The sequence below is a fragment of the Bacillus subtilis subsp. subtilis str. 168 genome (assembly GCF_000009045.1).
GTDB lineage: Bacteria > Bacillota > Bacilli > Bacillales > Bacillaceae > Bacillus > Bacillus subtilis.
In genome coordinates, this window is the sequence record NC_000964.3 from 4,189,062 (window position 1) to 4,215,606 (window position 26,545).

Consider the following 26,545-nt stretch of genomic DNA (forward strand, 5'->3'; position numbering starts at 1 on the left):
TCCCCTCCATTAATGAGGGCAGACGCAGTTTATAGGGTCATTGATACGCTTCCCTCTTTTAATTGTACCCTGTTCATTTTATTGCACTTCATAATAACTCCCCCTACATTTGATTGATATGATCTTATTATATATAGACTAAGGATTAAACTTTTACTTTTTTTATAAAAATTTGACCAGATTGCGAAACAAGGAAAAACGTTATTCGCATTTATCTCAAGTGGCAAAATGAAACATTAGTTTATATTTTCACATCACAATTATCGATAAGCAGTCAGTTATTGTATTTGTTTAGGATAACTGTGGTAACCTGAATATAACCAACTTAGGAAGAAGGTGATCCCATGCCAAATAAAAGTAAACCCAATAGATTAATCGCTGAAAAGTCTCCTTATTTACTCCAACACGCCCACAACCCTGTGGACTGGTTCCCGTGGGGAGAAGAAGCATTTGCAAAAGCAAAACGCGAAAACAAGCCGGTTCTGGTCAGCATCGGTTATTCGACGACTTGTCATTGGTGGCCTGGGATAATCAAATCGTGTGGAACTCCATTAAAAGATAACAGAAGCCATTTTAAACGATAATACTATTTGTTCAAACAATACAGTCTACCTTTTATTTCATTCATTTTCTAAAACCTGTAATCCGTAACCACGCGGTAGCAGGTTTTTTTATTTGCTTGACTTAGAGTTAACTCTAAATTGTAAACTAACTTTAATTAAATGAGAGGGATGATGTTGTTGTATTCCATTAGTAAAGCTGCTGAGAAGACTAGTATTAGTTCGTATACATTAAGATATTACGAAAAGATTGGGTTACTTCCACCACCAAAACGAAAAAACAGTGGAAGGCGTTTTTATACGGAGACTGATATTCAGTTCATGTTATTCCTGAAAAGTTTAAAGGAAACAGGTATGTCTTTGGAGGATATTAATGAGTTTGTCAAAGACGGATGCATTTTGGAAAAAATCAATTCGGATGTTAAATCGGCACAACTCTCCCCATCTATAAATAAACGTATTGAGATTTTAACCAAGCACTTAGAGAAAATGGAAATTAAAAAAAGGGAGCTGGAAGAAGTGATTTCTACTACAAAAGGAAAACTGGATACATATTATTCAATTTTGAAAGAGGAAGTGGAAAACAAATGAAACATTTAAATATATACATAATGTTACTTGGCTTCTCTATTTTCACGGGAGCTACTTTTAATCTTGCAAAATATACAGTTGGATATTTTTCTCCATCGTCTTCTGCGGCATGGCGTTTCGGTTTAGCGGCTGCAGTGATGCTCATCATTTTGATTTTTACTGAAGGTATAAAGAAGAGTCAATTACGGAAAAACGCCGTTTCATACATTGTTCTTGGAATTATAGGAATCTTTGGATTTAATGCCTTGTTTTTTGTTGGTTTAAAATATACATCTCCCGTTAACGGAGCATTAATAATGGGGCTGAATCCTTTATTAACAGCAATTCTCGCTCGAATTATCTTAAAGGACAACATGACAAAAAAACAAGTACTCGGCATATTCTTTGCATTCATCGGTGTATTGTTAGTCATTACACAAGGTTCTATCGAAACCATTAAAACCTTATCAATTTCAGGAGGAGACTTAATAATCTTTACAGGTAACGTTTGTTGGGCACTTTATGGCGTACTTGGACGTCGGTTTGTAAAGGATGGTACACCGCTATCTACAACCACTTATACGATGGTTATTGGTGCTGTTAGTTTAATAGTAGTTTCCTTATTTACATCCAAACCTGTTTCTTTATCGAACATCCCGATTGGAGTTTGGGGGGCAATTGCTTTTATGGCTTTTTTTACAAGTGTTTTGGGTTACCTATGGTGGAATCAGGGGATTAAAGAGATTGGAGCTAGTAAAACATCTTTATTTTTCAACCTTGTTCCCGTTGTAACGATGATTATTTCATTTGCCGTTGGAACACCAATAAAGGTATTTCAAGTTATTGGGGCTGTGCTAGTTATATTAGGCGTTTTAACCGCTTCGGGGGTAATACGTATTCCTAAGTACAATACTAAAGAACAGTCAGCTATATAAAGAAATAGGGAGTATTTTTGAGAAAATGTGTTAAGTTAAATATACACTAATTATAGGAAGAAGGTGATCCCATGCCAAACAAAAGTAAACCCAATAGATTAATCAATGAGAAATCACCATATTTACTCCAACACGCCCACAACCCTGTGGACTGGTTCCCGTGGGGAGAAGAAGCTTTTGAAAAAGCAAAACGCGAAAACAAGCCGGTTCTGGTCAGCATCGGTTATTCGACTTGTCATTGGTGCCACGTGATGGCCCACGAAAGCTTTGAAGACGAAGAAATCGCGCGTCTTCTCAATGAACGGTTTGTGGCGATTAAAGTCGACCGGGAAGAGCGGCCTGATGTGGATTCTGTTTATATGAGAATCTGCCAGCTGATGACCGGGCAGGGCGGCTGGCCGCTGAATGTGTTTATCACGCCTGATCAAAAGCCGTTTTACGCGGGTACATATTTTCCAAAGACGAGCAAATTCAATCGTCCCGGTTTTGTTGATGTGCTTGAGCATCTGTCTGAGACGTTTGCGAACGACCGCGAGCATGTCGAGGATATTGCGGAGAACGCCGCTAAACATTTGCAGACCAAAACAGCTGCAAAAACTGGTGAGGGCCTTAGCGAATCAGCGATTCACCGGACATTCCAGCAGCTTGCCAGCGGGTTTGACACGATCTACGGCGGTTTCGGGCAGGCACCGAAATTTCCAATGCCTCATATGCTGATGTATTTGCTACGTTATGATCACAATACAGGGCAGGAGAACGCTCTATACAACGTGACGAAAACATTGGACAGCATGGCGAATGGCGGCATTTACGATCATATCGGCTATGGGTTCGCCCGCTATTCGACCGATGACGAGTGGCTCGTTCCCCACTTTGAAAAAATGCTGTACGACAATGCGCTGCTGCTGACCGCTTATACAGAAGCCTATCAGGTCACGCAAAACAGCCGCTATAAAGAGATTTGTGAGCAGATCATTACGTTCATTCAGAGGGAAATGACTCATGAAGACGGAAGCTTTTTCTCGGCTTTGGACGCGGACACAGAAGGAGAAGAAGGAAAGTACTACGTGTGGTCAAAGGAAGAGATTCTAAAAACGCTCGGGGACGATCTCGGAACGCTGTATTGCCAAGTGTATGACATCACTGAAGAAGGAAACTTTGAAGGCAAAAATATTCCTAACCTCATTCACACAAAGCGAGAACAAATCAAAGAGGATGCCGGGTTAACCGAAAAAGAGCTCAGTCTCAAACTCGAAGACGCAAGACAGCAGCTCTTGAAGACACGCGAGGAAAGAACCTATCCGCATGTCGATGATAAAGTGCTTACCTCATGGAACGCGCTGATGATCGCGGGTCTTGCGAAAGCGGCAAAGGTATACCAGGAGCCGAAATATCTCAGCCTAGCGAAAGACGCCATCACATTTATTGAAAACAAATTAATCATCGACGGCCGTGTGATGGTCCGATATCGTGATGGCGAAGTGAAAAACAAAGGCTTTATCGACGATTACGCTTTTCTCCTATGGGCTTATCTGGATCTCTATGAAGCTTCGTTTGATCTTTCTTATTTACAAAAAGCGAAGAAACTGACAGACGATATGATCAGCTTATTTTGGGATGAGGAGCATGGCGGATTCTACTTCACCGGACACGATGCAGAAGCCTTAATCGTACGGGAAAAAGAAGTGTACGACGGCGCCGTGCCTTCAGGAAACAGTGTGGCAGCTGTTCAGCTGCTGCGTCTCGGGCAAGTCACAGGCGACTTATCACTGATCGAAAAAGCGGAAACAATGTTTTCCGTGTTCAAGCCAGACATAGAAGCGTATCCGAGCGGCCATGCTTTCTTTATGCAAAGTGTGTTAAGGCATCTGATGCCTAAAAAAGAAATCGTGATTTTTGGCAGCGCAGACGATCCAGCCAGAAAACAAATTATAGCGGAGCTTCAAAAAGCCTTTAAGCCCAACGACTCCATTCTGGTGGCAGAGCAGCCCGAGCAATGCAAAGACATTGCGCCATTTGCAGCAGACTACCGCATCATAGACGGCAAAACAACCGTTTATATTTGTGAAAACTTCGCCTGCCAGCAACCGACAACAAATATTGAAGAAGCGATCCACACATTAATAAGCAGCAGGGATTAAGACCCTTGCTGCTTACTTTTTGATTTCTTATGGTACCATAAAGCGATCCCCGCAAACACAAGGTTGACCGCTATCGTAAAGAAAGCCTCCCACATCGGGTTCCCCCGCGTAACGGTAAACAGAGAAGGAATTCCTCCATACACACTGTTTTTTTCTGTAATAAACATACACAAAAACATATTATTCGCGGCATGGGCGCCAAGTGATATTTCGATGCTCCCAGTTTTAATCGTGTAATACGTCCACACAAACCCAAATGTTAAGTACTCAATTCCTGCCCAGACAGCGCCATTGTTCATTTCTGGATTCGCAAAATGCAATACGCCAAACAATCCTCCGACAATCAGTGTCAAAAATAGAGGATTTTTCGTCAATCTCCCGAAAGCTTGAAGCAAAAATCCCCTGAAAAATAGTTCCTCAGCTGATGTCTGAATCGGAACCAAAATGAGGGCAGCCGCTAGCAGCCAGATAAATCGTGATGCATTAAACTCTTGCATTGAATAGCTATCAGGATGAATCACAAAATCAATCAATTGTACGGCGATCATTAGCAAGAAATAAGCAATAAAACCAAAGGAAATTCTCCGCCAATTCATCTTTGAATTTGGTGTTATCACCGTTCGGAAAGGCCGCTTCAAAATAAAGCGCACAGCCAGCCAAACTCCCGGAATGGCGAATAAATAAATCACATGGGACAAATAAAGATCTACGAGGGGATCACTCAGCACAGCTTCATCCAAATCAAACGTGATATTGGGATTCACAATAACCGTGAACAATATAGCGAAAAGGTAAGCTATATTCCCTAATACATATAACCCTACCATCACCAAAAAAGCGAAAAAATATCTCCACAACGTATTGTTTCCTTCTATAGGACGGATAAATGAATTCATTCCTTCTATGTCTCTTCCTTTCAATGAGAATATTACTATATATTTGCATAAATTGGTCTATGAATCTACTGTTTTGGAAATCTTTTAAGCAAAATTAAAATATAAAGTGTGAATTTAGTTCTTCCATCTAGTGATTTGAACTCTGTTGCCAATGAACCAAGATACTTATAATAGTCCCAAGAGGGGAATTTTCAGTCTTTTCTACTACTCAAAAGGGGGTTTTTTATGAATACGATCTTCAAACAAAAGAATACACATCCTTTCTCAAACGCAGCGAATCGTTTAGACCGCCTTCCGATTTCACGCGTTCATTTCCAAGTGTTAACCGCTCTCGGCATTGTTTATTTCTTTGATCTCGCAGATTTATTTACCCTCAGCAACGTAGCGCCGGCACTGATCGAGCATTGGGGCATCCCGCTTTCAACTATTGCTAACGTAACGGCCGCTTCGTTTTTAGGCATGTTTTTAGGCGCTTCACTGGGCGGACGGCTGTCCGATCGAATCGGCCGCAAAAAAGCCTTAAATCTATTTGTCTTTGTTTTCTCAATCGCATCGCTATGCAATGCTGCGGCATGGGACATTCCATCTTTAATGACATTCCGTTTCCTCACCGGATTTGGCGTTGCAGCCGCCATGGTCATTACGAATAGCTATTTGGCGGAATTTTTCCCTTCAAGTGTACGTGGAAAATATATTTCTTTTTGTGCCATGATTGGATTGATTGGGGTTCCGATCACCAACATTGTGTCTGCCTTTGTCATTCCTCTTGGTTCATGGGGATGGAGGCTAGTATTTGTATGGGGTGCCGTCGGCCTTATTTATTTTTTCTTCATCCACCGTCTGGAAGAGTCACCTCGCTGGCACGAAAATCGCGGGGAATATGCGAAAGCCGATGCGATCCTCACCCGAATTGAAGAACAGGTTGAAAAGGAGAAAGGCCCGCTTCCGGCAGCATCCCAGCCTAAAGTAAGCGAAACTGTTAAGCAGAATGCAGGTTACGCAGGCTTATTGAAAGGCAGAAACCTCAAAATTACCATCGTATTATCTGCTGTATGGATTTTTGAAACGTTTGGGTTTTACGGATTTGCTTCATGGGTTCCAAGCCTGCTAAAAAGCAATGGCGTAACCATGGAAAATACATTATGGTATAACGTATTGCATTCCGTCGGCGCTCCACTTGGCGCACTGCTCGGCTCCATGATTTCCGAAAGATTTCAAAGAAAATGGATTTTAGCTGCGAGTGCGTTTCTGACGGCCATCGCCGGGCTCTTATATGGTATGACTTTTATTCCCATCATGATCATTGTATTTGGTTTTATCGTGAATATCACAGAACGGGTCTTTACCTCGAACTTATACGCCTATACATCTGAACCTTATCCGACTGAATACCGCTCGTCTGGCAGCGGTTTAGCCTATGGTCTTGGCCGTTTTTCAAACATTTTTGGCTCATTGCTTGTCGGATTTATTGCCGTTCAGCTCGGCTATATCAGCGTCTTCTTATTTATTGGGGGCTGTTGGCTCGCATGCTCCTTGCTGTTAATCTTCTTCGGTCCTAATACGAATGCAAAACAGATTTAAAAAAGTCAGTGCGGATCTGCCGCACTGATCTCATTACAATTGCTTCAAAATCCTTGCGGGGTTTCCGCCTACAACAGTATTAGCGGGTACATCCTTAGTGACAACAGATCCAGAAGCAATCACTGCGTTATCACCGATTGTCACTCCCGGGTTAATCACCGCCCGGCCTCCAATCCAAACTTGATCTCCAATTGTCACAGGCTTACCGAACTCCTTCCCGGATTTCCTTTCGATCGGATCAAGAGGATGACCGGCCGTGTAGATATGTACACCTGGCGCAATCAAACAATGACAGCCGATACGCACCTCACACACATCTAAAATGACACAGTCAAAATTAACAAATGTATGATCTCCGATATGAATGTGATAGCCATAATCACAGCGGAATGTCGGCAAAATCGTGACTTGATCCCCAACCGAACCGAGCAGCTCCTTCAAAAGCTTCGTCCGCACTGCATCATCTTCCGGTGTTTCGTTGTATTGTCTAATCAGCTGTCTCGCATGCTTGCGTTCTAGTAATAGTTGTTGATCTTCCGAATTGTATAATTCTCCGGCTGCCATTTTTTCTTTTTCTGTCCTCAGCATTTAAGTCACTCCAGATGTCAGATTGTAATCTCGATCAAATTTCCTTCATCATCCTCAATCACGCTTTCATAGTAGCCGTCTCCTGTTGTCCTCGGGCCGTTTACTACTGCGAAACCATCCGCCTTCAATCGATCAGTCAGTTCGTCAACTTTCTCCCGGCTCCCAACGGAAAAGGCAATATGTGCCCAGCCTGTCATTGTTTGTGAGGGCGGATCGGTCACATTCCCTTTTTTCATAATTTCCAGCCTTGCTCCGGAATCAAACGTAATAAAATAAGACTTAAAATCTTTTTTCTCATTATGATACAAATCATTCGCTTCGCCATTAAAATACGATTCATAAAAAGACTTCATTCGCTCTAAATCATTGACCCAGACCGCTGTATGTTCAATCTGCATTTCTTCCTCCTCCTTCGCCTTCAATGAAGTTATAAGGTATGAAATGCATTTCAGTTCAAGCTTTTTTCTTAAATTTATGCTGAATTTTGATATCAGCGGGTTCATCCTGCAAAAATAGAGAAAATGCTGCGATGCCGAGCTGCTCAAGATTCAAATCAAGCGACGGAAAACCAAGAACACGGCTGATAGAAGTATTTCCCTCGCCTATGATTTCAACATCCCAATTATTCTTTTTGGCAAATAGATGAATTCCAGCTGCCACTTCATCACTATTTGCATAAATAGCAGTCGGAACCCGCCCGCTCATATAAAAATGTTCAGCTGCCAGCTCACCATCATTCATATCGTTGCATCCGGACAGCATATGGCGGTCTTCCAACCTTCCGCAGACAGCTTTATAGGCCGCAGCTTTATCAGCCGTGCTCGGGCTCCTATCAGCTTCTCTGACACACGTAAAAGCAATATTCTCATGCCCGCGGCTCTTTAAATAGCGAAAGCTCTCTGCATAAGCAGTTTTTCTGTCATTAAAAGCACAAGGGACATCAATGTCTCCGGTATCCTCACAAGCGATGACCGGCCCATATTCCTGATAAGCTAAAATGCTGTCCCAATGATTGGCGCGGGAAGTAATGATGAGACCGTCTATTTTCTTCGTTCTTAACAGCTCTAAATATTTGATTTCAATATCGGGGTTATAATTGGTGGGGAGAAGGGTCGTTGCATACTCATGCTGAAAAGCCGCCTTGGTGATTCCGTTAACGATTTTATCAAAGCAGGGATGATCGCTATAAGGCAGAATCACACCGACCGTATGGGTTTTCCCGCGAATGAGATCGATTGCGGTTCGATTTGGTGTATAATCCAATTCCTTCATGACTTGATGAACAAGCTTTCTCTTTTCTTCAGATACATACGGATGATGATTCAATACACGCGAGACAGTCGAAACAGATACATTTGCCAGTCTTGCGATCTCTTTTATATTTGCCATCTCTTTCTCCTTTTCATATAAAAAAAGCAGTAAGTGTAAAATCCTTACTGCTATCTCATCATATATTGATGATAAGTTCAACAGGACAATGGTCGGAACCCATGACGTCCGCTGATATGCTGGCATCTTCAATCTGTTCCTTAAGGCTTTCAGAAACAACAAAATAATCAATCCGCCATCCAATATTTCTGTCCCGGGCGCCGGCACGATACGACCACCAGGAATAAGCGCCTTCAAGATCAGGATAAACATGACGAAAAGAATCAACAAAGCCAGCTTCTAAGAAACGAGTGAATGCCTCTCTTTCTTGATCTGAAAATCCAGCGTTATTCCGGTTCGCCTTTGGATTTTTCAAGTCAATCTCCTGATGGGCTACATTCAAATCACCGCATAAAATCACTGGTTTTTTCTGATCCAATTCAAGAATATAAGACAGTAAAGCCTCTTCCCATTGCATGCGGTAATCAATCCGCTCTAATCCCCTTCTGGAATTGGGCGTGTAAACAGTCATCACAAACACGTTTTCAAATTCCAGCGTAATCACTCTGCCTTCTTGGTCATGCTCTTCTACTCCGATACCGTAGATGACCTGCAGCGGTTCTTGCTTAGAAAAAACAGCTGTGCCGGAATATCCTTTTTTCACTGCATAATTCCAGTACACATGATAGTCTTCAGGCTGGAGATCAACCTGGCCGTCCTGTATCTTCGTTTCCTGAAGACATATAATATCTGCATCCTCTTCTTTCAAATAAGAGAGGAAATCCATTTTTCTCATCACAGCCCGCAGGCCGTTTACATTCCATGAAATCAACTTCATGTTTCATCCTCCCCCCTATAAAAAAGAGCAAGAACCCGAAGGTCCTTGCTCTTTACATATCAGCTTACTCACCGCTTACGTATGGAAGTAAAGCCATTTGACGTGCGCGTTTGATCGCTGCAGTCAATTTACGTTGGTATTTAGCGTTTGTTCCAGTTACACGACGTGGTAAAATTTTACCGCGCTCAGAAACAAACTTTTTAAGAAGATCTACATCTTTGTAGTCGATGTGCGTGATACCGTTAGAAGTGAAATAACACACTTTACGGCGTTTCGCACGACCGCCTCTGCGTCCTCCTGCCATTGTCATTTCCCTCCTTTCTTTTTCATTTTAGGCGATAATCACATTAGAATGGAAGATCATCATCCGAGATGTCAATCGGTTTGCCGTCGTTGGCAAATGGGTCATCATTAAAGCTGTTCCCCTGATTGCGTCTCTGGTTGTTTTGATTTCCCCCAAATGGATTATCATTTTGGCCTCCGCCAAAGTACTGGCCTCCGCCGCTGTTTCCTTCGTTGTATCCACCTGAACCAGAACCGCCGCCGTTTTTCGGCTCAAGAAATTGAACACTTTCAGCTTGGACCTCTGTCACGAAGACACGCTGTCCTTGCTGGTTTTCATAGTTTCTTGTTTGTAAACGGCCATCTACGCCTGCAAGGCTTCCTTTTTTCAAGAAGTTTGCAACGTTTTCGGCTTGTCTTCTCCAAGTGACACAATTAATGAAATCGGCCTCACGTTCTCCGGACTGGTTCGTAAATGTACGATTCACAGCAAGAGTAAACGTAGCAACAGCCGCACCGTTTGGCGTATAACGAAGCTCTGGGTCTTTTGTCAGTCTTCCGACTAATACAACTCGGTTAAGCATAAGAAAGACCACCTTTTACCATTATATATTTCAAAATTGCTTATTCTTCTTCTTTAACAACAATGTGGCGAATGATATCGTCACTGATCTTAGCTAGACGGTCAAATTCTTGAACTGCCGCAGCGTCAGATTGAACGTTTACGATTTGGTAGAAACCGTCGCGGAAATCGTTGATTTCGTAAGCAAGACGACGTTTACCCCAATCCTTTGTTCCAGTGATCTCCGCACCGTTAGAAGTCAGAACGTTGTTGAAACGCTCGATAACTGCTTTTTTAGACTCTTCGTCAATGTTTGGGCGGATAATGTACATAACTTCGTACTTTCTCATCTGTTTGCACCTCCTTTTGGACTAAGCGGCCCATAATGGGCAAGGAGCAATAATTCTATTACTCACAATTTTATATTATACCAAAGCTCTTGTCCCTTTACAACTGCATCCTATACATTAAATCGGAAATGAATAACATCTCCGTCTTGGACCACATATTCTTTCCCTTCAAGGCGGACTTTTCCTGCCTCTTTAGCTCCTGCCATACCGCCGCCCGCAAGAAGATCCTCATAAGCAACTGTCTCAGCACGAATGAAGCCCCGCTCAAAGTCACTATGAATAATTCCTGCACACTCAGGGGCTTTCATGCCTTTTTTGAATGTCCAAGCTCTGACTTCCTGTTCTCCGGCTGTGAAATATGTTGCGAGGCCGAGAAGAGAGTAAGACGCTTTGATCAGCTGATCAAGACCTGATTCTTGAATGCCCAGCTCTTCCAAGAACATTTGCTTTTCTTCGCCTTCAAGCTCAGCGATTTCAGATTCGATTTTTGCACACACAACGATAACTTCTGCGTTTTCGCCGGCAGCGTACTCGCGAATCTTCGCTACATTTTCATTGCCAGATGGATCAGCAACTTCATCTTCACTTACGTTGGCCACGTACAAAATAGGCTTCGAAGTCAGTAAATGGAGCTGCTTCACAAGCTTTTGCTGCTCTTCAGTGAATTCTACAGATCGAGCAGGCTTTTCACTCTCAAACGCTTCTTTCAGTTTAGATAAAATCTCAAACTCAAATACAGCGTCTTTATCTTTTTGCTTCGCAAGCTTGCTGACGCGTGTAATCCGCTTTTCAACTGTTTCCATATCAGCGAGGATCAGCTCAAGGTTGATCGTTTCAATGTCATCAATCGGATCAACCTTTCCGGAAACGTGTGTAATGTTGTCATCGGAAAAAGCACGGACAACGTGGCAAATCGCGTCAACTTGGCGAATATGAGATAGGAACTTGTTGCCGAGTCCTTCTCCTTTAGATGCGCCCTTTACAATCCCTGCAATATCAGTGAATTCAAAAGCAGTCGGCACAGTCTTCTTCGGGTTGACCAGCTCAGTCAGCTTTTGCAGACGATCATCCGGCACCTCTACAATTCCCACGTTCGGATCAATTGTACAGAACGGGTAGTTGGCTGATTCGGCACCGGCCTGTGTAATTGCGTTAAATAGTGTTGATTTTCCGACGTTCGGCAAACCAACAATTCCAGCTGTTAAAGCCATTCTTTCATCTCCTCTATATAAAACCGTCATTGTATGAACGTATTTTGAACCTAGAGCAATTATAAGGAGGTTCACTGGAAAAGACAAGCTGACAAAAAAGCATTTTCAGCTTGCCAATCCCTTTGATTATGCTTTTTTCAAGCCTACTAAACAGTCAAAAAGCGTACTTCCCATTCCATTATCAGAATTTGTATCATTTGTCAGTGCATTGACTGACCCTCCAAAAGCCGCCCACATGCCTTCATCTATATTAATCGTCTTCGCATGAGCCTGCTTCATCACTTTCACCTTGCCCTTCATGCTTCCGCGGTCATTAAAGATGACAACTTCGTCTCCATCCTGAAGATCCTGCCCAGCCGCTATATCTGGAGAAATATCGACCTGAACGTGCTGAAGCTTTTCAATAAACGGCACATGCTGTGAATGATTGGAACGCTGCGGATGAATGGATAAGAGCGTATAAGGGTACTTTCCAGCTAACTCCTCATTATGGAAAACAGATTCTTCGGGCACATTTAATTGAAGCGAGCCGCTAAATCCTTTTTGCTCAGCTAGCGACGAAGTAAATTCAAATTTTCCACTCGGCGTCAAAAACTGATAATCATCCCACGGCACCTGTTTTACTGGAAGAGGGAGGTGGCCTTTTTCTTTTAAACGCTCAAGTGTCACATCCTCTGCTTCCAATGAAGAAAGCCCCATCTCTAAAAATTCTTGAGTGCTGTATTCAAACAGCTCGCCAAACCCAAGACGTTTTGCAAGCTCTGACCAGATCCAGCTGTCCGATTTCGCTTCACCCTGCGGCTCCACAAGCTTCTTCCCGTACTGAACATAATGATGATACATACTGGAATAGTAGATATCTTCTTCTTCAAAAACAGTGGCAGTCGGCAAAACATAATCACACAGCTCTGCGGTATCCGTCATAATGGAATCAATCGCGACCGTCATTGGAACCTTTTCAAATGCTTGTCTCACCTTATTTGTATTCGGCACCTGAGTCAGCGGATTTCCGCACGTCACAATAATCATCTCAATCGCAGGATCAGCAGCGGTCAACACTTCTTCAGCCTGTGTCATCATTGAAAAAGAACGGGATGTTGTTTTTAATTCCGGCAGCGTCAGCTTTGTTTTTGCAAAGCTCTCACCAATCTGGACATTTCCGAAATTCGCGCCGCCGCCCTTAATTCCGACATTTCCGCTTGCCGCCACAAGTGCATCAATCCAACGAATCGTTCCCCCGCCGTTTTTATATCGCTGCATGCCAAGCCCCATAAAAGTAGACACCGGACCATCAGCATACAAACCTGCCAAATACTCCAGCTCCTCCATAGAAGTTTCTGTTTTCACAATAAACTCTTCCAGAGAAACGGTCTTCAAAAGCTCTTTCACATCATCAAAACCGACAGAATGCTCAGAAATAAACGTTTCATCCGTTCTTCCCATCTCAATCAGAACCTTCAAAACGGCTGCCGCAAGCCAGCCGTCCATTCCAGGCTTTACAGAGATATAGCGGTCGGCAAGCTTAGCAGTCGGGTTGAAGATCGGATCAATCACCGTAATCGTGGCGCCCTTCTTTTTCACCTGCTGCAAGTGATGGTATAAGTGCATATTTGTTCTTGATACATTTCTTCCCCACACAACAACATGCTTGCTGTTGTAAATATCAAGCGGTCCGTGACCGTACGAACGGCCAAAATCCCAGCTTTGCGCCTCGATACCGGAGCCCCAGCATATGCTTCCGACGATTTCGGTCACGCCGCCATATCCATTAAAAAAACGCTGATCAAGCGCTTTTAACAGACCGTTATTCGCATAATCATGGCTGTGCAAAACAGCAGTCGTCTCCGACGTTTCCTTGATTTCCCGAAGTTTATCGGCAATTTCATCAAGTGCCTGCTCCCAAGAAATCCGCACAAACTCGCCATTTTGTTTTTTCATTGGATAGCGAAGCCGATCAGGCGAATTTGTTTTTGTCTCAAGCATTCTGCCGCGGCCGCAGATTTTACCTTCCGTAATCGGATGGTTTGGATCTCCGTCCACTTTTGTTACCTTTCCATCATCAACAGTCACCAAAAAGCCGCAGCTGTCCCAACAATTCAGCGGACATGCCGACTGATGCACTTTGCTCATCGCCGTCTTCTCCTTACCTTCTATATGAAAAAGCATGAGTGTCGGCCTATTTATGAAGTAGGCTCCTCATGCTTGACTAGTACTTTTTTTAGTTTTCTTTCAAATTCTCTTCTCGGAATCATAACACTGTGAGAGCATCCCTCACACTTAATTCGAATATCCATTCCCATGCGTATAATTTTCCAGCTGTTCGCTCCGCATGGATGCGGTTTTTTCATTTCTACGATATCATTCAGGCCAAAGTCTTTATCCGCCAAGACCCTTCACCTCTTTTCCTAAACTGCTGTATCTATTGTACAAAAAAACTGATCATAAGAGCAATCAAGATACCCGAAAAGAAATACATCCTCTTATTTCCATTTACTCAAAATAGGATATAAGAGCAGACAAACTAACAAATACAAATTGAGCATCCCATATATCGGATACAAGAACGCGATCAAATCAGAAAATCCGAAAGAAGTAAAAGGTACCATTAACACTAACAAAATCAACACAATCATCCATCTCGGCATATGAATAAACGCCATCAGCCGGCTGGACAAACCCAGCAAACCAGCTACCGTCGTCGTGTAAATCGCCAGGCACAGCACCGCCGTCATACATAAAAAAAGGAAATAAGGCGCACCCTCCAGAACGGCAAACAGCGGTATTTCAAACTGAGAAAGGGAGCCCGCCAGCTCCACCAACGTTTCATTATAAACAAATGAGATCACGCCAAAAATAAGACCGCTTGCCACACTTGCGATTTTTGCTTCTCCGAGCCCTTTCATCTCTTTCCCAACAGAGGATAAAATCGCAACAACTGAAAGGATGTTTAAAGAGGTAAACGTAATGCTCGCAGGCCAGTTATACTGCTGGGACAAATCAATCGTCCACGTATGGTGATGTGTGCTCTGAAAGGAGATCAGCGCATATAAAAGCCCCGCTACTAACACAGGAATCAAAATACTATTTATAGATAATATTCCTTTCACATCCCACAAAAACAAGCACACTGTCACGATGCAAATCAGCGTGATTCCCCACCAGAAAGGAAGCTTGTACATTTGCAGGGTCACACCGCCTCCGGCAATCATCACCATAGTCGTCGAAAACAAATAAAAAATGATGAGGACATCATAAATTTTCGCCAGCCATGGCCCCATTAAATGCTCCAGAACCGGCAGAAAATGAGTGGATTGAACCTTAAAACTGATTTTCATCACAATATAAGACGAGAAAATGAACATAATTGTAAACAGCACAATAGCAAGTCCGCTTTCCGCCCCAAAAAACTGCCATATCTCCTGACCGCTCGCATATCCGGCCCCGATCAGGCTCCCTAATATGAGCAGCATCCACTTCATTCCGGCTCTCCACAACACTATCACCTCATAGACAAAGTTCAGCTTGTTCCCGTTATTGTTACTATATAAATAAAGGAAAGCAAACATGCCATATTTTCATAGACATTTGAACACAAGCTGAAATTATCATACGAAATACACATAAAAAAGACTGCTAATACGGCAGTCTAAAAAGAGATATTTATTTGTTTGTCCGCGGAATGAAGAAGTGAACTTCACTCTTCACTTTTTTCTAACCATTCCTACCTATTCAAGTGTTTCATAAGCAGACCATTGCTTGATCATGATCGAGGCAATGGGGGACAATACTTGTAATCGCCCACTAACCATTCATATCATGCCCTCTACTTTTTTAAAATCTCTGGTGCCATACACAAAGCATAAAAAATCATACTGCTGGATATACTGTAAACAACCTTACATAACTACACACACCATAGCAATTCTGTTACCTACTATAACAAGGAAGTGAAACCCATGAATCGAAAAGGCGGGCTTTTTTCTTCTCAGGAACGAGTAAAGCAATATGTTTCACATACAGATGCTGCAGCGGCAAAACAAATCCAAACCATCCTTTCTTCATCCTTACGTAAAGCTGCTGGCAAACCAATTGTCGTGGTTTGTATCGGAACAGACCGTTCAACCGGTGACTCATTAGGCCCGCTCGTAGGAATGAAACTCAAACAGATGCAGCTCACCAGATTCCATGTCTACGGAACCTTATCTGACCCCGTCCATGCTGTGAACATGAAGGATAAAATCAATGACATTCATAAATTACATAAAAACCCATTTGTTATAGCAGTCGATGCATGCTTAGGCCGCGTTAAGAGTGTGGGTTCATTTCAAATCGGGGACGGGCCATTAAAGCCCGGAGCCGGTGTACAAAAAGACCTTCCTGAAGTGGGAGATCTTCATATTAACGGAATCGTGAATGTGAGCGGTTTTATGGAATATTTTGTATTGCAAAATACTAGACTCAACTTGGTCATGAATATGGCAAATGTTCTAGCGGAAGGTTTGAGTTTAACAGATCGGACAGAGTGGAGGCAAGAACGCCTTAACCCGTTGCAAAGGCTCACTGGGCGCATATAAAATAAAAACCATCTTCGTTTGAAAGATGGTTTTTTCATTTATGATTCTCGTTCAGACAAAAGCTCTAAAATCCGGTCAAGGTCTTCATTAGAGAAAAATTCAATTTCGATTTTGCCTTTTTTCTTCTGTCTTTTAATATTAACTGTTGTTCCAAAATAATTTTGGAGATAGGATTCCCGTTCTTTTAGAACCGCATCTTTCACAGGTTCTTTTTTCTTTGTTTCACGTGGAACATTCTGATTCAACTGCTGAATCAGCTGCTCAAGTTGGCGAACATTGAGCTGCTCCGCAATCACTTTTTGTACCAGCGGTTCAAGCTTATTTTTGTTTTTTAAGCCAAGAAGCGTGCGTCCATGTCCCATAGAAAGCGTGCCTTCGGCAATAAGCTGTTGAATATTTTCTGGCAGTGTCAGCAGTCTTAAATGATTCGCAATATGCGGTCTGCTTTTCCCAAGACGTTTGGCAAGCTGCTCTTGTGTGAGATCTAAGTGTTTCAAAAGGGAGTCATATGCCTGAGCCTCTTCAAGCGGAGATAAATCTTCACGCTGAAGGTTTTCTAATAAAGCAATTTCCCTCATTAACGCCTCTGATAATTCACGGACAATGGCCGGAACTGTATCTAAACCTGCCAGCTTTGCCGCTCGAAAACGCCGTTCACCCGCAACAATATCATAGCCTTTTAAAGATTTTCTGACGATAAGCGGCTGAAGAATGCCATGCTGCAGCACAGATTCTTTTAGTTCAGCTAATGCCTCGTCATCAAAGTGTTTTCTTGGCTGATAAGGATTAGGGCGTAAATCGGCAATTTTAATTTCTTCAACTGTCTCTTCAGACAAATCTACCTGATTAAATAACGCATTAATCCCTTTTCCAAGGCCTTTAGCCATTCGCAGCCACTTCCTTTGCTAAATCTAAATATACTTCCGCACCTCTTGACCGCGGATCGTATAAAATGATGGGTTTTCCGTGACTCGGTGCCTCACTCAGACGGACATTACGCGGAATAACTGTCTTATATACTTTATCCCTAAAATACTTTTTAACCTCTTCAATCACTTGAATGCCAAGGTTTGTCCGGGCATCAAGCATTGTCAGCAATACACCTTCAATCATTAAATCAGTATTCAAATGCTTTTGCACAAGACGTACTGTATTTAATAACTGGCTGAGACCCTCCAAGGCATAATATTCGCACTGTACAGGAATCACAACGGAATCCGAGGCAGTAAGGGCATTAATCGTCAGCAAGCCCAATGACGGCGGACAATCAATGATAATATAATCATAATTTTGCTTTACTGCTTCAAGCGCTCTCTTCAATCTCACTTCTCTTGATATTGTAGGAACCAGCTCGATCTCAGCCCCTGCAAGCTGAATCGTCGCAGGAATCACATCCAAGTTCTCTACTGTCGTTGCTTTAATAATATCTATTACATCTGCATCATCTACTAAAATATCGTACACACACTGCTCTACATCGGCTTTTTCAATCCCTAATCCGCTTGTCGCATTTCCCTGCGGATCAATATCTACCAGCAGAACCCTTTTCCCTATGTAAGCCAAACATGCCCCAAGGTTGACAGACGTCGTTGTTTTGCCGACCCCGCCTTTTTGGTTCGTAATTGCTATGATTTTTCCCACGATGTCACCTACTTTCACATGAACATGTACTATCTTGCTTCTATTCTATCAAAAAAAGATTAAAGCGTTTCATTTTTTTCATCATTTTGTTCCGAATCAGAAGGGAAATAATTGAAAATTCAAGCACGCTTTATGCTTTCTCTTATAAATTCTGCAATTTCTATGTTTTTTTGACTTAAAAAAGGAATTTCTTAAAGAAAAAAAGAAGAAGTCACAGTACAGAACGTGGAAACAGGATGGTGAGAAAATGGTTTATCAAACGAAGAGAGATGTACCCGTTACGCTGATGATTGTGTTTCTCATATTACTGATACAAGCAGATGCCATTGTTCCTTTTGTGCTGGGAAATATGAGAGTTTCCGGCTGGATCATTTTTATTCTGCTGACTCTTTTAAATGGACTCATCATTTGGAGCTTTATTGACCTAAAATATGTATTGAAGGAACACCATCTGATCATTAAAGCCGGATTGATCAAACATCAAATTCCTTATGAAAACATCGATAAAGTCGTTCAAAAAAAGAAACTATGGTCCGGTTTTCGTCTGATCGGCTCTCGCCATGCCATCACAATATATTATCAGGGGGGATGGGGACATGCAGTAATTTCACCGCAAAAATCTGAAGAATTTATCCACAAGCTCAAAGAAAAGAATTCTAATATAATAATATTCACTAAAAGTAAGTGATTACCTTTTGTTAAAAATATAAAAAGCTCTCCTGCTTTTCAGGAGAGCTTCTATTTTGGTATGCGAATCGTTAATTGAATATATTCTTCAAATTCTTCTTCTTCCGTATTCAATTTTACACCGCTGTCTTCCACCATTGATAGTGACTGGCGAATCGTGTTCATCGCAATTCTTGTATCTCTGCTGAATGCTTTGCGTCTCGGCTTTGGCTTTCTCTGGCCTTGCTCCAGCATTTTCACCACGCGGTCTTCTGTCTGCTTTACATTTAAACTTTTCTCAATAATCTCTGTGAGCAGTGTGACTTGGAGCTCAGGCTGTTTCAGCGGAATCAGTGCTCTGGCATGGCGCTCGGTGATTTTCTTCTCCATAATCGCCTCTTGGACCGGCTGAGGCAGCTTTAATAACCGAAGCTTATTCGCGATTGTAGACTGCCCTTTTCCTAAGCGCTGTGCGAGTGCCTCCTGTGTTAAATCATGCAGCTCAAGCAGCCTAGCATAAGCATGCGCTTCCTCAATAGAAGACAGTTCTTCCCGCTGCAAGTTTTCGATTAACGCCACAGAAGCGGTTTCCGTGTCGGAAAAATCCTTAATAATTGCCGGAATCTTTTCCCACTCAAGCGATTGCACCGCTCTCCAGCGTCTTTCACCTGCAATGAGTTCGTATTGGCCTTCTTCTTCTGTATGCCTAACAACAATCGGCTGAATAATGCCGTGTGTATGAATGGTCATTGCTAACTCTTTGATTTTTTCATCTGAGAAAATGGTGCGTGGCTGAAAACGGTTGGGAACGATAGCATTTACCGGTATTTCCAGAATCTCTTCTTTGTTTGTATCATGTTCAGCAATCTCCGGCTCCTGTTCCTTCTCACCAAGCCCGAAGAAACGAGAGAATGAATGCTTCATGTACCTACACCACCTTTAAAAACTGCCATTTTTATAATTCTATTTTCTCATGGTTTTTCCTGCTGTACATCCATCAATTTTGATGAAAATATGATGGTATTGTCATATCAGGCTGTCTAAATTACCCTTCAATTGGCGATTTATTAGGAGTTCCCGGTTTTCTTGGATACTTCTTAGGTGTATTTTTTATTTTGCGTATCACCATAATATTACGATCGCTTTCTTCAATAGGCAGCTTAAAAGAATGGATATTCTCAAGTTCTCCTCCAAGCGTCGTGATTGCTTTTTTGCCTGCATTCAGTTCTTCTTCAGCTGATGCGGCTTTTAAAGCAACAAATAAACCGTTTTTCTTCACCAGAGGCAAGCAAAGCTCACTCAAAACAGATAATCTCGCAACTGCGCGCGCCGTCACAATATCATAGCTTTCACGCACGTCTTTCCGTTGCCCGAACGTTTCAGCTCTGTCATGGCAGAATGTTGTATTCTCCAATTGCAAAGCTTCAGACAACTTTTCTAAAAACGTAATCCGTTTGTTTAGTGAATCCACGATTGTGACATGGAGGTGCGGAAAGCATATTTTTATCGGCAGACTTGGAAAACCCGCTCCCGCTCCAACATCACAAATCGTGTTCACCTGATTGAAGTCGACATAAAAAGCAGCTGTAATGGAATCATAAAAATGCTTTAAATACACTTCTTTTTTCTCTGTTATTGAAGTCAGATTGATTTTTTCGTTCCATTCAACCAGCATGTCGTAATACAGCTCAAATTGCTCCAGCTGACGGGGAGAAAGGGAGATCCCTTTTTCCGCCAAACCAGAAGTGAATTCTTCAATATTCATGCCGTCATCCTTTCTACTCGGCTATCTTCGCAATGCGTCCCTGCTCTAAATACACCAATAGAATTGAAATGTCCGCCGGGTTTACACCGGAAATGCGGGAAGCCTGGGCAACAGACAAAGGCCGTACATTTTTCAGTTTTTGACGCGCCTCGGTCGCAATCCCCTTAATTGCGTCATAATCAATTCGGTCTGGAATTTTTTTATTTTCCATCTTCTTCAGTTTTTCCACTTGCTGAAGAGATTTTTCAATATATCCTTCATATTTCACTTGGATTTCTACTTGTTCTGCCACGTCTTGAGGAACCGGCACTTCTGGCGGCGCCAGTTTTGTGACTGTTTCATAGTTCATTTCAGGACGTTTCATCAAGTCTGTGCCGCGAACTCCATCTTTCAATTCGCTTCCGCCAAGAGAACGGATATATTCTTGATTTTCCGGAGACGGCTTGATAATTACAGAATGAAGACGTTTTTTCTCCGCCTCGATCGCCGCTTTTTTCTTCTCAAAAGCCGCATAGCGCTCATCAGAAATCAATCCAATGCGATGTCCGATTTCTGTCAGACGCAAATCAGCATTGTCATGGCGAAGCAGCAATCTGTATTCCGCACGTGATGTCAAAAGACGATATGGCTCATTGGTACCTTTTGTCACAAGGTCATCAATCAGAACACCAATATAGGCGTCAGAACGGCTTAGAATTACTTCTTCTTTTCCAAGCGCTTTTCGTCCTGCATTGATTCCCGCCATAATCCCTTGTCCCGCAGCTTCTTCATAACCGGATGTTCCGTTAATTTGGCCTGCAGTATAAAGGTTTGTGATTTTTTTGGTTTCAAGTGTCGGCCATAGCTGTGTCGGTACGATTGCATCATACTCGATCGCATAGCCGGCTCTCATCATTTGCACGTTTTCAAGTCCAGGAATCGTTGCAAGCATTCTTTGCTGTACGTCTTCTGGAAGACTTGTAGATAAACCTTGGACATAGACTTCCTGTGTATTTCTGCCTTCCGGCTCAAGGAAGATTTGGTGACGCGGTTTATCATTAAAACGGACAACTTTGTCTTCAATGGATGGGCAGTATCTTGGGCCCGTACCTTTGATCATACCGGAATACATCGGTGAACGGTGCAGGTTGCTGTCAATAATCTCATGTGTCTCAGGGCTTGTATATGTCAGCCAGCAAGGGAGCTGATCTGTGATATATTCCACTGTTTCATATGAGAAAGCGCGAGGCACATCGTCACCAGGCTGAATTTCCGTTTTGCTGTAATCAATCGTGTCGCTTTTAACGCGAGGCGGCGTACCTGTTTTAAAACGAACAAGGTCAAAACCGAGTTCCTCCAAATGCTCAGAAAGCTTAATAGAAGGCTGCTGGTTATTCGGGCCGCTTGAGTAAGACAGATCGCCAAGAATGATACGTCCTCTTAAATATGTCCCTGTCGTCATGACAACTGCTTTCGCACGATAATGTGCGCCTGTTTGTGTAATAACGCCTCGGCATTCGCCGTCTTCAACGATCAGCCGCTCCACAATTCCTTGCAGCAATGTTAAGTTTGGTTCTTTTTCAAGCGTATTTTTCATTTCGTGCTGATATTGGAATTTGTCTGCTTGCGCACGCAATGCACGAACCGCAGGACCTTTTCCTGTATTCAGCATTCTCATTTGAATATGTGTTTTATCGATGTTTCTTCCCATTTCTCCGCCGAGCGCGTCAATTTCGCGGACGACAATCCCTTTTGCGGGGCCGCCGACAGACGGATTACATGGCATAAATGCAACCATATCTAGGTTGATGGTCAAGACAAGCGTTTTGGCGCCTTGGCGTGCAGATGCGAGGGCAGCCTCAACACCGGCATGCCCGGCGCCAATCACAATCACATCGTATTGGCCTGCTTCATACCCCATGATTCTAGTTCCTCCTTTAATTATTTTCCTAAACAGAATTGAGAAAAGAGCTGATCAATTAAGCTTTCGTGGACAGAATCTCCAATGATTTCCCCTAAAAGCTCCCAGCATCTTGTAAGGTCAATTTGCACCATGTCGATCGGGACATCCTGTTCGATGCCGCTAAGCGCATCTTCAATGGCGCGTTTTGCTTGCTGTAAAATAGTGATGTGACGTGTGTTGCTGACATAAGTCAGATCACCGCTTTCAATGGCACCCGTGTAGAACAGTGATTGAATCGCTTCTTCCAGATCATTGATGCCTTCCTCTTTTAAAAGAGATGTCGTAACAACTGGACGTCCATTGGCAAGCTCACGGACACGTTCAGTGTCAATCTTCGGCTCAAGGTCAGTCTTATTCAAAATCACGATAACATCCATGCCCTCAACGGCTTCAAAAAGCTTCACGTCTTCTTCAGAAAGCTCTTCACTATAATTAAGCACAAGTAAAATCAGGTCCGCTTCCTTTAGGACCTGGCGAGAACGTTCAACACCGATTCGCTCAACAATATCCTCTGTTTCACGAATACCTGCTGTATCAACCAGACGAAGCGGAACGCCCCTTACATTCACGTATTCCTCAATCACATCCCGTGTCGTTCCGGGAATATCGGTTACAATGGCTTTTGCCTCATGAACGAGGCTGTTCAGAAGAGATGATTTTCCTACGTTTGGCCGGCCGATAATGACGGTAGAAAGACCTTCACGCAAGATTTTTCCTTGCTCAGAAGTCCTCAGCAGCGTCTCAATTTCCTTTTTCACGGCGGTTGCCTTTTCGACTAAAATCTGATGCGTCATTTCCTCTACATCATCATACTCCGGATAATCAATATTCACCTCAACATGGGCCAGTGTTTCTAAAATCTCACTGCGCAAACGGCGCACCAAAGCAGAAAGACGCCCTTCCATTTGATTCATAGCAACGTTCATTGCCCGGTCCGTTTTCGCTCTGATTAAGTCCATAACCGCTTCCGCCTGTGAAAGATCGATTCGGCCGTTTAAAAACGCACGTTTCGTAAATTCACCAGGCTCTGCCAGTCTCGCTCCCTCTCTCAATGCAAGCTGAAGCACTTGGTTCACAGTCACAATTCCCCCGTGACAGTTAATCTCGATGACATCTTCTCGTGTAAAAGTTCTCGGCGCTTTTAACACTGATACCATTACTTCCTCAACGACACGATCCGAAGGTCTGTCTACGATATGACCATAATGAATCGTATGTGATTCGACCGAGCTGAGTGTTTTCCCCTTCGGTCCCTTATAAATTTTATCTGCGATTTGAATGGCTTCTGGTCCGCTCAACCGTACAATCGCAATCGCGCCTTCTCCCATCGGTGTGGAAATTGCCGCAATTGTATCCATGTTGTTCACCTCTCTTTACTTATACTTCATCTATATAAAAAAATTTTTATTATGCCAAAACTAAAAGATAACATAGTTTGGTTCGAAGTGGAAGATTTGTTATCCACAGAAATAGAAATTCGTCCCTTATTACTTTAACTTATCCACATGTGAATAACAATTAATTTTATTTCCTGAACTTCCTTTTTATCAACAGGATACACCTAAAAAGAAAAAACTTAAACGGCAAAACCTTGATATTACTAGGAAAAGTAGATTTTTCGGATACAAAAAAACCGAAATCCAATTTTTATCGGACTTCGGTTTTATGCTATCTTTTATGGGAAATAACGAGATGACGATTTTCGCCTTCACCCATTGAATATGTTTTGATCTGGTGGTTTGCATATCCAGAAAGAGTATCGTGAATAATTTTTCTTTCGCTGGACGGCATGGGCTCAAGCTGGATGGATTTTTTCGTTTTCAAAACCTGGTCAGCAAGCTTGATGGCCAGCTGGCTCAGTGTTTCTTTTCTTTTCAAACGATAGTTTTCTGCATCCACCGTCACATTTTTATATTGGCCTGGATAACGGTTAAGGGCAAGCTGTGTCAAAGTTTCAAGGGCGTTTAAAGTTTGTCCTCTTTTCCCAATCAACAATGCTGCCTTTTCACCTGTTATATGATATCTCACTGTCTTTTTGCTTTCTTGAACAGTCACATCAGACTTCCCGGCAATGGCTTCGGCAATCGTTTGAAGATATAACTTCGCTTGCTGAATCGGATCAATCTTTTCAACCAGCTTTACGATCGCAGGCTTTTTACCGAAAATACCGAGAAACCCTTTGTTTCCCTCTTCAATAACAGTAATTTCTACCTTATCCTTCGTTAATCCCAACTCTTGCAATCCGGACTGTACTGCTTCATCGACATTTCGCCCTGCAGCAGTCACATTCCTCACTTTTTCTTTCCTCCGGCTTTTTGCGGCTCAGGATTTTTTTTAATATCAGGTCCTTTAATGAGGAAAGTTTGCGCAATCATAAACAAGTTACCAACTACCCAATAAAGAGAAAGAGCCGCCGGGAAGTTGATCGCAAATACGATAATCATAATTGGCATAATCCAAAGCATCATCGCCATTTGCGGATTTTGCTGCGCATTGCCAGCCATCATCAGTTTTTGCTGAACAAATGTAGCGACACCGGCAACGATAGGAAGAATATAGTAAGGATCTTTTTCTCCTAAGTCAAACCATAAGAAGCTATGCTCTGAAATCGCCTGGGTTCTCATGATCGCATGATAGAATCCAATTAAAATCGGCATCTGGATCAAAATCGGGAAACATCCCGCCAATGGATTGACACCATGCTTTTGGAATAAAGCCATTGTTTCCTGTTGAAGCTTTTGCTGCGTTTTTTGATCCTTTGAGCTGTATTTTTCTTTAAGCTTTTGCATTTCCGGCTGTAAAGCCTGCATCGCTTTCGAACTTCTCAGCTGCTTAATCATCAGCGGTAAAATTAATAAACGAATTAAAATGGTAACTAGAATAATTGAAAGCCCGTAGTTATCTCCCGTCAATTTCGCTACATACGTAATGAGCTCAGACAATGGATATACTACGTACTTGTCCCAGAAATGCGGACTATCTGCAGTGATCGGCTCTTTCACACTCGAGCATCCAGCCAAAAGCATGAATACGCCAACCATACTTAATAGCAACCCTATTCTCCTTTTCAACAACATTTCCTCCTATAATTAATCTTTACACTCTTTTATTGCAAAGCATACTTGTATGTATTTTAGCATCTTTCAGTTTTAAATGGTGTCTTTTTCTGATCAACCAGAAAGGAAGCGCTTTTAAAAGTTGTAAGAAAGCAGTGGTGATGCCTACTTTGACGAAGATTTCTTATATAATGAAGACTTTCTGAATAGATGCTGCAGACTTTTTTTCGTTTCCTCATATGTCAGCTGGCTCGCCGGTTTTCTGGCAATAATGATGTAATCCTTTTCCTTCAGTCTCTCTTTCTCTTCAAGAAAGGCCTGCCGAATCAAACGTTTGATCCGATTTCGCATCACAGCATTGCCAATTTTTTTGCTGACGGAAAGCCCGACACGCAGTTCATCATTTTCAGGCTGATCAAGCGTATATAAGACAAACTGGCGGTTTGCAACTGATGTCCCATGTTTAAACACTTTTTGAAAATCTTCATTTTTCTTTAAACGATTTCGCTTCTTCAAATGACTCACTCCGATACTGGCTGGCAGAAACTTTTAAAATTTATTATGAACATGAGATGCATCTGAACCAGGAAGCATGCCCCGGTTCATTACGCATCACATCTATCTTTTCCCATAACGTGAAAAAAGACCACTGACATTATTCAGTGGCCTAAGCTGATAATACTTTTCTGCCTTTGCGGCGACGGCGTGCTAAAACTAGACGACCGTTTTTTGAACTCATACGGCTTCTGAAGCCATGAACTTTGCTGCGTTTACGGTTATTCGGTTGGAATGTTCTTTTCATTTATGACACCTCCCTCGAGGAATAGCTGTTAAAGACAGTCTTACTTATTATATTTGCGTTACCTATTCATTGTCAACTTCACTAGTGCTTTTATTTCTTGCAACCATAATAGGATACCATACCTTTTCAACTTTCGAAACCTTATTTTTTAGATTCCTTAATTTTACGGAAAAAAGACAAATTCAAACAATTTGCCCCTAAAATCACGCATGTGGAT

At 42.4% G+C, this 26,545-nt stretch carries 30 protein-coding genes; 7 read left to right on the plus strand and 23 right to left on the minus strand.

Annotated features, from left to right (window positions below):
* Positions 1-29: 29 nt before the first annotated feature.
* A complete protein-coding gene (gene tetL, locus BSU_40780; RefSeq protein ID NP_391958.1) occupies positions 30-92 on the minus strand; it encodes a tetracycline resistance leader peptide in 63 nt (20 codons plus the stop codon).
* A 252-nt stretch (positions 93-344) separates the two neighbouring features.
* Between tetL and yyaO the strand changes: the two genes are divergently transcribed.
* The 4 genes from yyaO to yyaL all read left to right on the plus strand — a co-directional run bounded on the left by yyaO (position 345) and on the right by yyaL (position 4,206).
* A complete protein-coding gene (yyaO, locus tag BSU_40790) occupies positions 345-584 on the plus strand; it encodes a hypothetical protein (protein NP_391959.1) in 240 nt (79 codons plus the stop codon).
* Between the two features lie 150 nt (positions 585-734).
* Complete coding sequence (gene yyaN, locus BSU_40800) at positions 735-1,151, plus strand: putative transcriptional regulator (MerR family) (RefSeq protein NP_391960.1); 417 nt, start codon at positions 735-737, stop codon at positions 1,149-1,151.
* Entirely contained in the window at positions 1,148-2,065 is a 918-nt protein-coding gene (gene yyaM, locus BSU_40810; protein NP_391961.1) for a putative efflux transporter, read from the plus strand. The genes yyaN and yyaM overlap by 4 nt, the downstream gene beginning before the upstream one ends.
* Before the next feature lie 71 nt (positions 2,066-2,136).
* Positions 2,137-4,206 (plus strand): hypothetical protein, encoded by a 2,070-nt coding sequence (gene yyaL, locus BSU_40820; RefSeq protein NP_391962.1) that lies wholly within the window; start codon positions 2,137-2,139, stop codon positions 4,204-4,206.
* On the opposite strand, the gene yyaK is transcribed toward yyaL, so the two are convergent.
* Positions 4,203-5,102: a putative integral inner membrane protease gene (gene yyaK, locus BSU_40830; RefSeq protein ID NP_391963.1), complete on the minus strand. Its 900-nt coding sequence runs from the start codon at positions 5,100-5,102 to the stop codon at positions 4,203-4,205. The two genes, yyaL and yyaK, sit on opposite strands and share 4 nt — an antisense overlap.
* Before the next feature lie 225 nt (positions 5,103-5,327).
* On the opposite strand from yyaK, the gene yyaJ reads away from it, so the two are divergent.
* The gene (yyaJ, locus tag BSU_40840) at positions 5,328-6,683 is read left to right on the plus strand and encodes a putative transporter (protein NP_391964.2); all 1,356 of its coding nucleotides are present in this window, start codon (positions 5,328-5,330) and stop codon (positions 6,681-6,683) included.
* A gap of 33 nt (positions 6,684-6,716) precedes the next feature.
* Here yyaJ and maa read toward each other — a convergent pair whose 3' ends face one another.
* The 11 genes from maa to yyaD all read right to left on the minus strand — a co-directional run bounded on the left by maa (position 6,717) and on the right by yyaD (position 15,379).
* Positions 6,717-7,271 carry a maltose O-acetyltransferase gene (gene maa, locus BSU_40850; RefSeq protein NP_391965.1) on the minus strand — a complete coding sequence of 185 codons (555 nt, stop codon included), beginning with the start codon at positions 7,269-7,271 and terminating at the stop codon, positions 6,717-6,719.
* 17 nt (positions 7,272-7,288) lie between these two features.
* Positions 7,289-7,669: a putative C-S lyase gene (yyaH, locus tag BSU_40860; RefSeq protein NP_391966.1), complete on the minus strand. Its 381-nt coding sequence runs from the start codon at positions 7,667-7,669 to the stop codon at positions 7,289-7,291.
* Positions 7,670-7,724: 55 nt separating this feature from the next.
* Positions 7,725-8,660, minus strand: a complete 936-nt coding sequence (gene ccpB, locus BSU_40870) for a transcriptional repressor of carbon supply (LacI family) (protein NP_391967.1) — start codon at positions 8,658-8,660, stop codon at positions 7,725-7,727.
* Positions 8,661-8,718: 58 nt separating this feature from the next.
* Entirely contained in the window at positions 8,719-9,477 is a 759-nt protein-coding gene (exoA, locus tag BSU_40880; protein NP_391968.1) for an apurinic/apyrimidinic endonuclease, read from the minus strand.
* A gap of 64 nt (positions 9,478-9,541) precedes the next feature.
* On the minus strand, positions 9,542-9,781 hold the full coding sequence (rpsR, locus tag BSU_40890) for a ribosomal protein S18 (RefSeq protein ID NP_391969.2): 240 nt from the start codon (positions 9,779-9,781) through the stop codon (positions 9,542-9,544).
* A 43-nt stretch (positions 9,782-9,824) separates the two neighbouring features.
* Entirely contained in the window at positions 9,825-10,343 is a 519-nt protein-coding gene (ssbA, locus tag BSU_40900) for a single-strand DNA-binding protein (protein ID NP_391970.1), read from the minus strand.
* Between the two features lie 40 nt (positions 10,344-10,383).
* Positions 10,384-10,671 (minus strand): ribosomal protein S6 (BS9), encoded by a 288-nt coding sequence (gene rpsF / locus BSU_40910; RefSeq protein ID NP_391971.1) that lies wholly within the window; start codon positions 10,669-10,671, stop codon positions 10,384-10,386.
* A gap of 110 nt (positions 10,672-10,781) precedes the next feature.
* On the minus strand, positions 10,782-11,882 hold the full coding sequence (gene engD, locus BSU_40920) for a potassium-dependent informational ATPase interacting with 70S ribosome; ROS stress regulator (protein NP_391972.1): 1,101 nt from the start codon (positions 11,880-11,882) through the stop codon (positions 10,782-10,784).
* A gap of 126 nt (positions 11,883-12,008) precedes the next feature.
* On the minus strand, positions 12,009-14,012 hold the full coding sequence (yyaE, locus tag BSU_40930; RefSeq protein ID NP_391973.1) for a putative oxidoreductase (molybdoenzyme): 2,004 nt from the start codon (positions 14,010-14,012) through the stop codon (positions 12,009-12,011).
* Between the two features lie 50 nt (positions 14,013-14,062).
* On the minus strand, positions 14,063-14,269 hold the full coding sequence (gene yyzM, locus BSU_40939; RefSeq protein YP_003097803.1) for a putative nucleic acid binding protein: 207 nt from the start codon (positions 14,267-14,269) through the stop codon (positions 14,063-14,065).
* Positions 14,270-14,362: 93 nt separating this feature from the next.
* Positions 14,363-15,379: a putative transporter gene (yyaD, locus tag BSU_40940; RefSeq protein ID NP_391974.1), complete on the minus strand. Its 1,017-nt coding sequence runs from the start codon at positions 15,377-15,379 to the stop codon at positions 14,363-14,365.
* Between the two features lie 459 nt (positions 15,380-15,838).
* Between yyaD and sprC the strand changes: the two genes are divergently transcribed.
* Positions 15,839-16,456 (plus strand): spore-specific protease, encoded by a 618-nt coding sequence (gene sprC, locus BSU_40950; RefSeq protein ID NP_391975.1) that lies wholly within the window; start codon positions 15,839-15,841, stop codon positions 16,454-16,456.
* A gap of 38 nt (positions 16,457-16,494) precedes the next feature.
* On the opposite strand, the gene parB is transcribed toward sprC, so the two are convergent.
* Positions 16,495-17,343: a site-specific DNA-binding protein gene (gene parB / locus BSU_40960; protein NP_391976.1), complete on the minus strand. Its 849-nt coding sequence runs from the start codon at positions 17,341-17,343 to the stop codon at positions 16,495-16,497.
* Positions 17,336-18,097: a chromosome partitioning protein; transcriptional regulator gene (gene parA / locus BSU_40970; protein ID NP_391977.1), complete on the minus strand. Its 762-nt coding sequence runs from the start codon at positions 18,095-18,097 to the stop codon at positions 17,336-17,338. The genes parB and parA overlap by 8 nt, the downstream gene beginning before the upstream one ends.
* A 247-nt stretch (positions 18,098-18,344) precedes the next feature.
* Here parA and yyaB point away from each other — a divergent pair, with 247 nt between their 5' ends.
* The gene (yyaB, locus tag BSU_40980) at positions 18,345-18,785 is read left to right on the plus strand and encodes a putative antibiotic immunity protein (protein NP_391978.2); all 441 of its coding nucleotides are present in this window, start codon (positions 18,345-18,347) and stop codon (positions 18,783-18,785) included.
* 50 nt (positions 18,786-18,835) lie between these two features.
* On the opposite strand, the gene nocA is transcribed toward yyaB, so the two are convergent.
* From nocA to rpmH, 8 genes are all read right to left on the minus strand, one after another.
* Complete coding sequence (gene nocA, locus BSU_40990) at positions 18,836-19,687, minus strand: DNA-binding protein Spo0J-like (RefSeq protein ID NP_391979.1); 852 nt, start codon at positions 19,685-19,687, stop codon at positions 18,836-18,838.
* 121 nt (positions 19,688-19,808) lie between these two features.
* Positions 19,809-20,528 (minus strand): 7-methylguanosine methyltransferase (16S rRNA, nucleotide G527), encoded by a 720-nt coding sequence (gene rsmG / locus BSU_41000; RefSeq protein NP_391980.1) that lies wholly within the window; start codon positions 20,526-20,528, stop codon positions 19,809-19,811.
* 13 nt (positions 20,529-20,541) lie between these two features.
* Positions 20,542-22,428, minus strand: a complete 1,887-nt coding sequence (gene trmF, locus BSU_41010) for a tRNA uridine 5-carboxymethylaminomethyl modification enzyme (protein ID NP_391981.1) — start codon at positions 22,426-22,428, stop codon at positions 20,542-20,544.
* 20 nt (positions 22,429-22,448) lie between these two features.
* Positions 22,449-23,828 carry a tRNA modification GTPase and tRNA-U34 5-formylation enzyme gene (gene mnmE, locus BSU_41020; RefSeq protein ID NP_391982.1) on the minus strand — a complete coding sequence of 460 codons (1,380 nt, stop codon included), beginning with the start codon at positions 23,826-23,828 and terminating at the stop codon, positions 22,449-22,451.
* A gap of 310 nt (positions 23,829-24,138) precedes the next feature.
* The gene (gene jag, locus BSU_41030; protein NP_391983.1) at positions 24,139-24,765 is read right to left on the minus strand and encodes a SpoIIIJ-associated RNA/ssDNA-binding protein; all 627 of its coding nucleotides are present in this window, start codon (positions 24,763-24,765) and stop codon (positions 24,139-24,141) included.
* Complete coding sequence (oxaAA, locus tag BSU_41040) at positions 24,762-25,547, minus strand: Sec-independent factor for membrane protein insertion (YidC/SpoIIIJ family) (protein ID NP_391984.1); 786 nt, start codon at positions 25,545-25,547, stop codon at positions 24,762-24,764. Before oxaAA ends, jag begins: the two co-directional genes overlap by 4 nt.
* Before the next feature lie 144 nt (positions 25,548-25,691).
* Positions 25,692-26,042 (minus strand): protein component of ribonuclease P (RNase P) (substrate specificity), encoded by a 351-nt coding sequence (gene rnpA, locus BSU_41050; RefSeq protein NP_391985.1) that lies wholly within the window; start codon positions 26,040-26,042, stop codon positions 25,692-25,694.
* Between the two features lie 151 nt (positions 26,043-26,193).
* Positions 26,194-26,328 carry a ribosomal protein L34 gene (rpmH, locus tag BSU_41060; RefSeq protein ID NP_391986.1) on the minus strand — a complete coding sequence of 45 codons (135 nt, stop codon included), beginning with the start codon at positions 26,326-26,328 and terminating at the stop codon, positions 26,194-26,196.
* Positions 26,329-26,545: the final 217 nt, after the last annotated feature.

Coding starts and splice junctions, on each gene's coding strand:
- yyaO (NP_391959.1), top strand. CDS start 345: ATGCCAAATAAAAGTAAACCCAATAGATTAATCGCTGAAAAGTCTCCT.
- yyaN (NP_391960.1), top strand. CDS start 735: ATGTTGTTGTATTCCATTAGTAAAGCTGCTGAGAAGACTAGTATTAGT.
- yyaM (NP_391961.1), top strand. CDS start 1,148: ATGAAACATTTAAATATATACATAATGTTACTTGGCTTCTCTATTTTC.
- yyaL (NP_391962.1), top strand. CDS start 2,137: ATGCCAAACAAAAGTAAACCCAATAGATTAATCAATGAGAAATCACCA.
- yyaK (NP_391963.1), bottom strand. CDS start 5,102: ATGAATTCATTTATCCGTCCTATAGAAGGAAACAATACGTTGTGGAGA.
- yyaJ (NP_391964.2), top strand. CDS start 5,328: ATGAATACGATCTTCAAACAAAAGAATACACATCCTTTCTCAAACGCA.
- maa (NP_391965.1), bottom strand. CDS start 7,271: ATGCTGAGGACAGAAAAAGAAAAAATGGCAGCCGGAGAATTATACAAT.
- yyaH (NP_391966.1), bottom strand. CDS start 7,669: ATGCAGATTGAACATACAGCGGTCTGGGTCAATGATTTAGAGCGAATG.
- ccpB (NP_391967.1), bottom strand. CDS start 8,660: ATGGCAAATATAAAAGAGATCGCAAGACTGGCAAATGTATCTGTTTCG.
- exoA (NP_391968.1), bottom strand. CDS start 9,477: ATGAAGTTGATTTCATGGAATGTAAACGGCCTGCGGGCTGTGATGAGA.
- rpsR (NP_391969.2), bottom strand. CDS start 9,781: ATGGCAGGAGGACGCAGAGGCGGTCGTGCGAAACGCCGTAAAGTGTGT.
- ssbA (NP_391970.1), bottom strand. CDS start 10,343: ATGCTTAACCGAGTTGTATTAGTCGGAAGACTGACAAAAGACCCAGAG.
- rpsF (NP_391971.1), bottom strand. CDS start 10,671: ATGAGAAAGTACGAAGTTATGTACATTATCCGCCCAAACATTGACGAA.
- engD (NP_391972.1), bottom strand. CDS start 11,882: ATGGCTTTAACAGCTGGAATTGTTGGTTTGCCGAACGTCGGAAAATCA.
- yyaE (NP_391973.1), bottom strand. CDS start 14,012: ATGAGCAAAGTGCATCAGTCGGCATGTCCGCTGAATTGTTGGGACAGC.
- sprC (NP_391975.1), top strand. CDS start 15,839: ATGAATCGAAAAGGCGGGCTTTTTTCTTCTCAGGAACGAGTAAAGCAA.
- parB (NP_391976.1), bottom strand. CDS start 17,343: ATGGCTAAAGGCCTTGGAAAAGGGATTAATGCGTTATTTAATCAGGTA.
- yyaB (NP_391978.2), top strand. CDS start 18,345: ATGGTTTATCAAACGAAGAGAGATGTACCCGTTACGCTGATGATTGTG.
- nocA (NP_391979.1), bottom strand. CDS start 19,687: ATGAAGCATTCATTCTCTCGTTTCTTCGGGCTTGGTGAGAAGGAACAG.
- rsmG (NP_391980.1), bottom strand. CDS start 20,528: ATGAATATTGAAGAATTCACTTCTGGTTTGGCGGAAAAAGGGATCTCC.
- trmF (NP_391981.1), bottom strand. CDS start 22,428: ATGGGGTATGAAGCAGGCCAATACGATGTGATTGTGATTGGCGCCGGG.
- mnmE (NP_391982.1), bottom strand. CDS start 23,828: ATGGATACAATTGCGGCAATTTCCACACCGATGGGAGAAGGCGCGATT.
- oxaAA (NP_391984.1), bottom strand. CDS start 25,547: ATGTTGTTGAAAAGGAGAATAGGGTTGCTATTAAGTATGGTTGGCGTA.
- rpmH (NP_391986.1), bottom strand. CDS start 26,328: ATGAAAAGAACATTCCAACCGAATAACCGTAAACGCAGCAAAGTTCAT.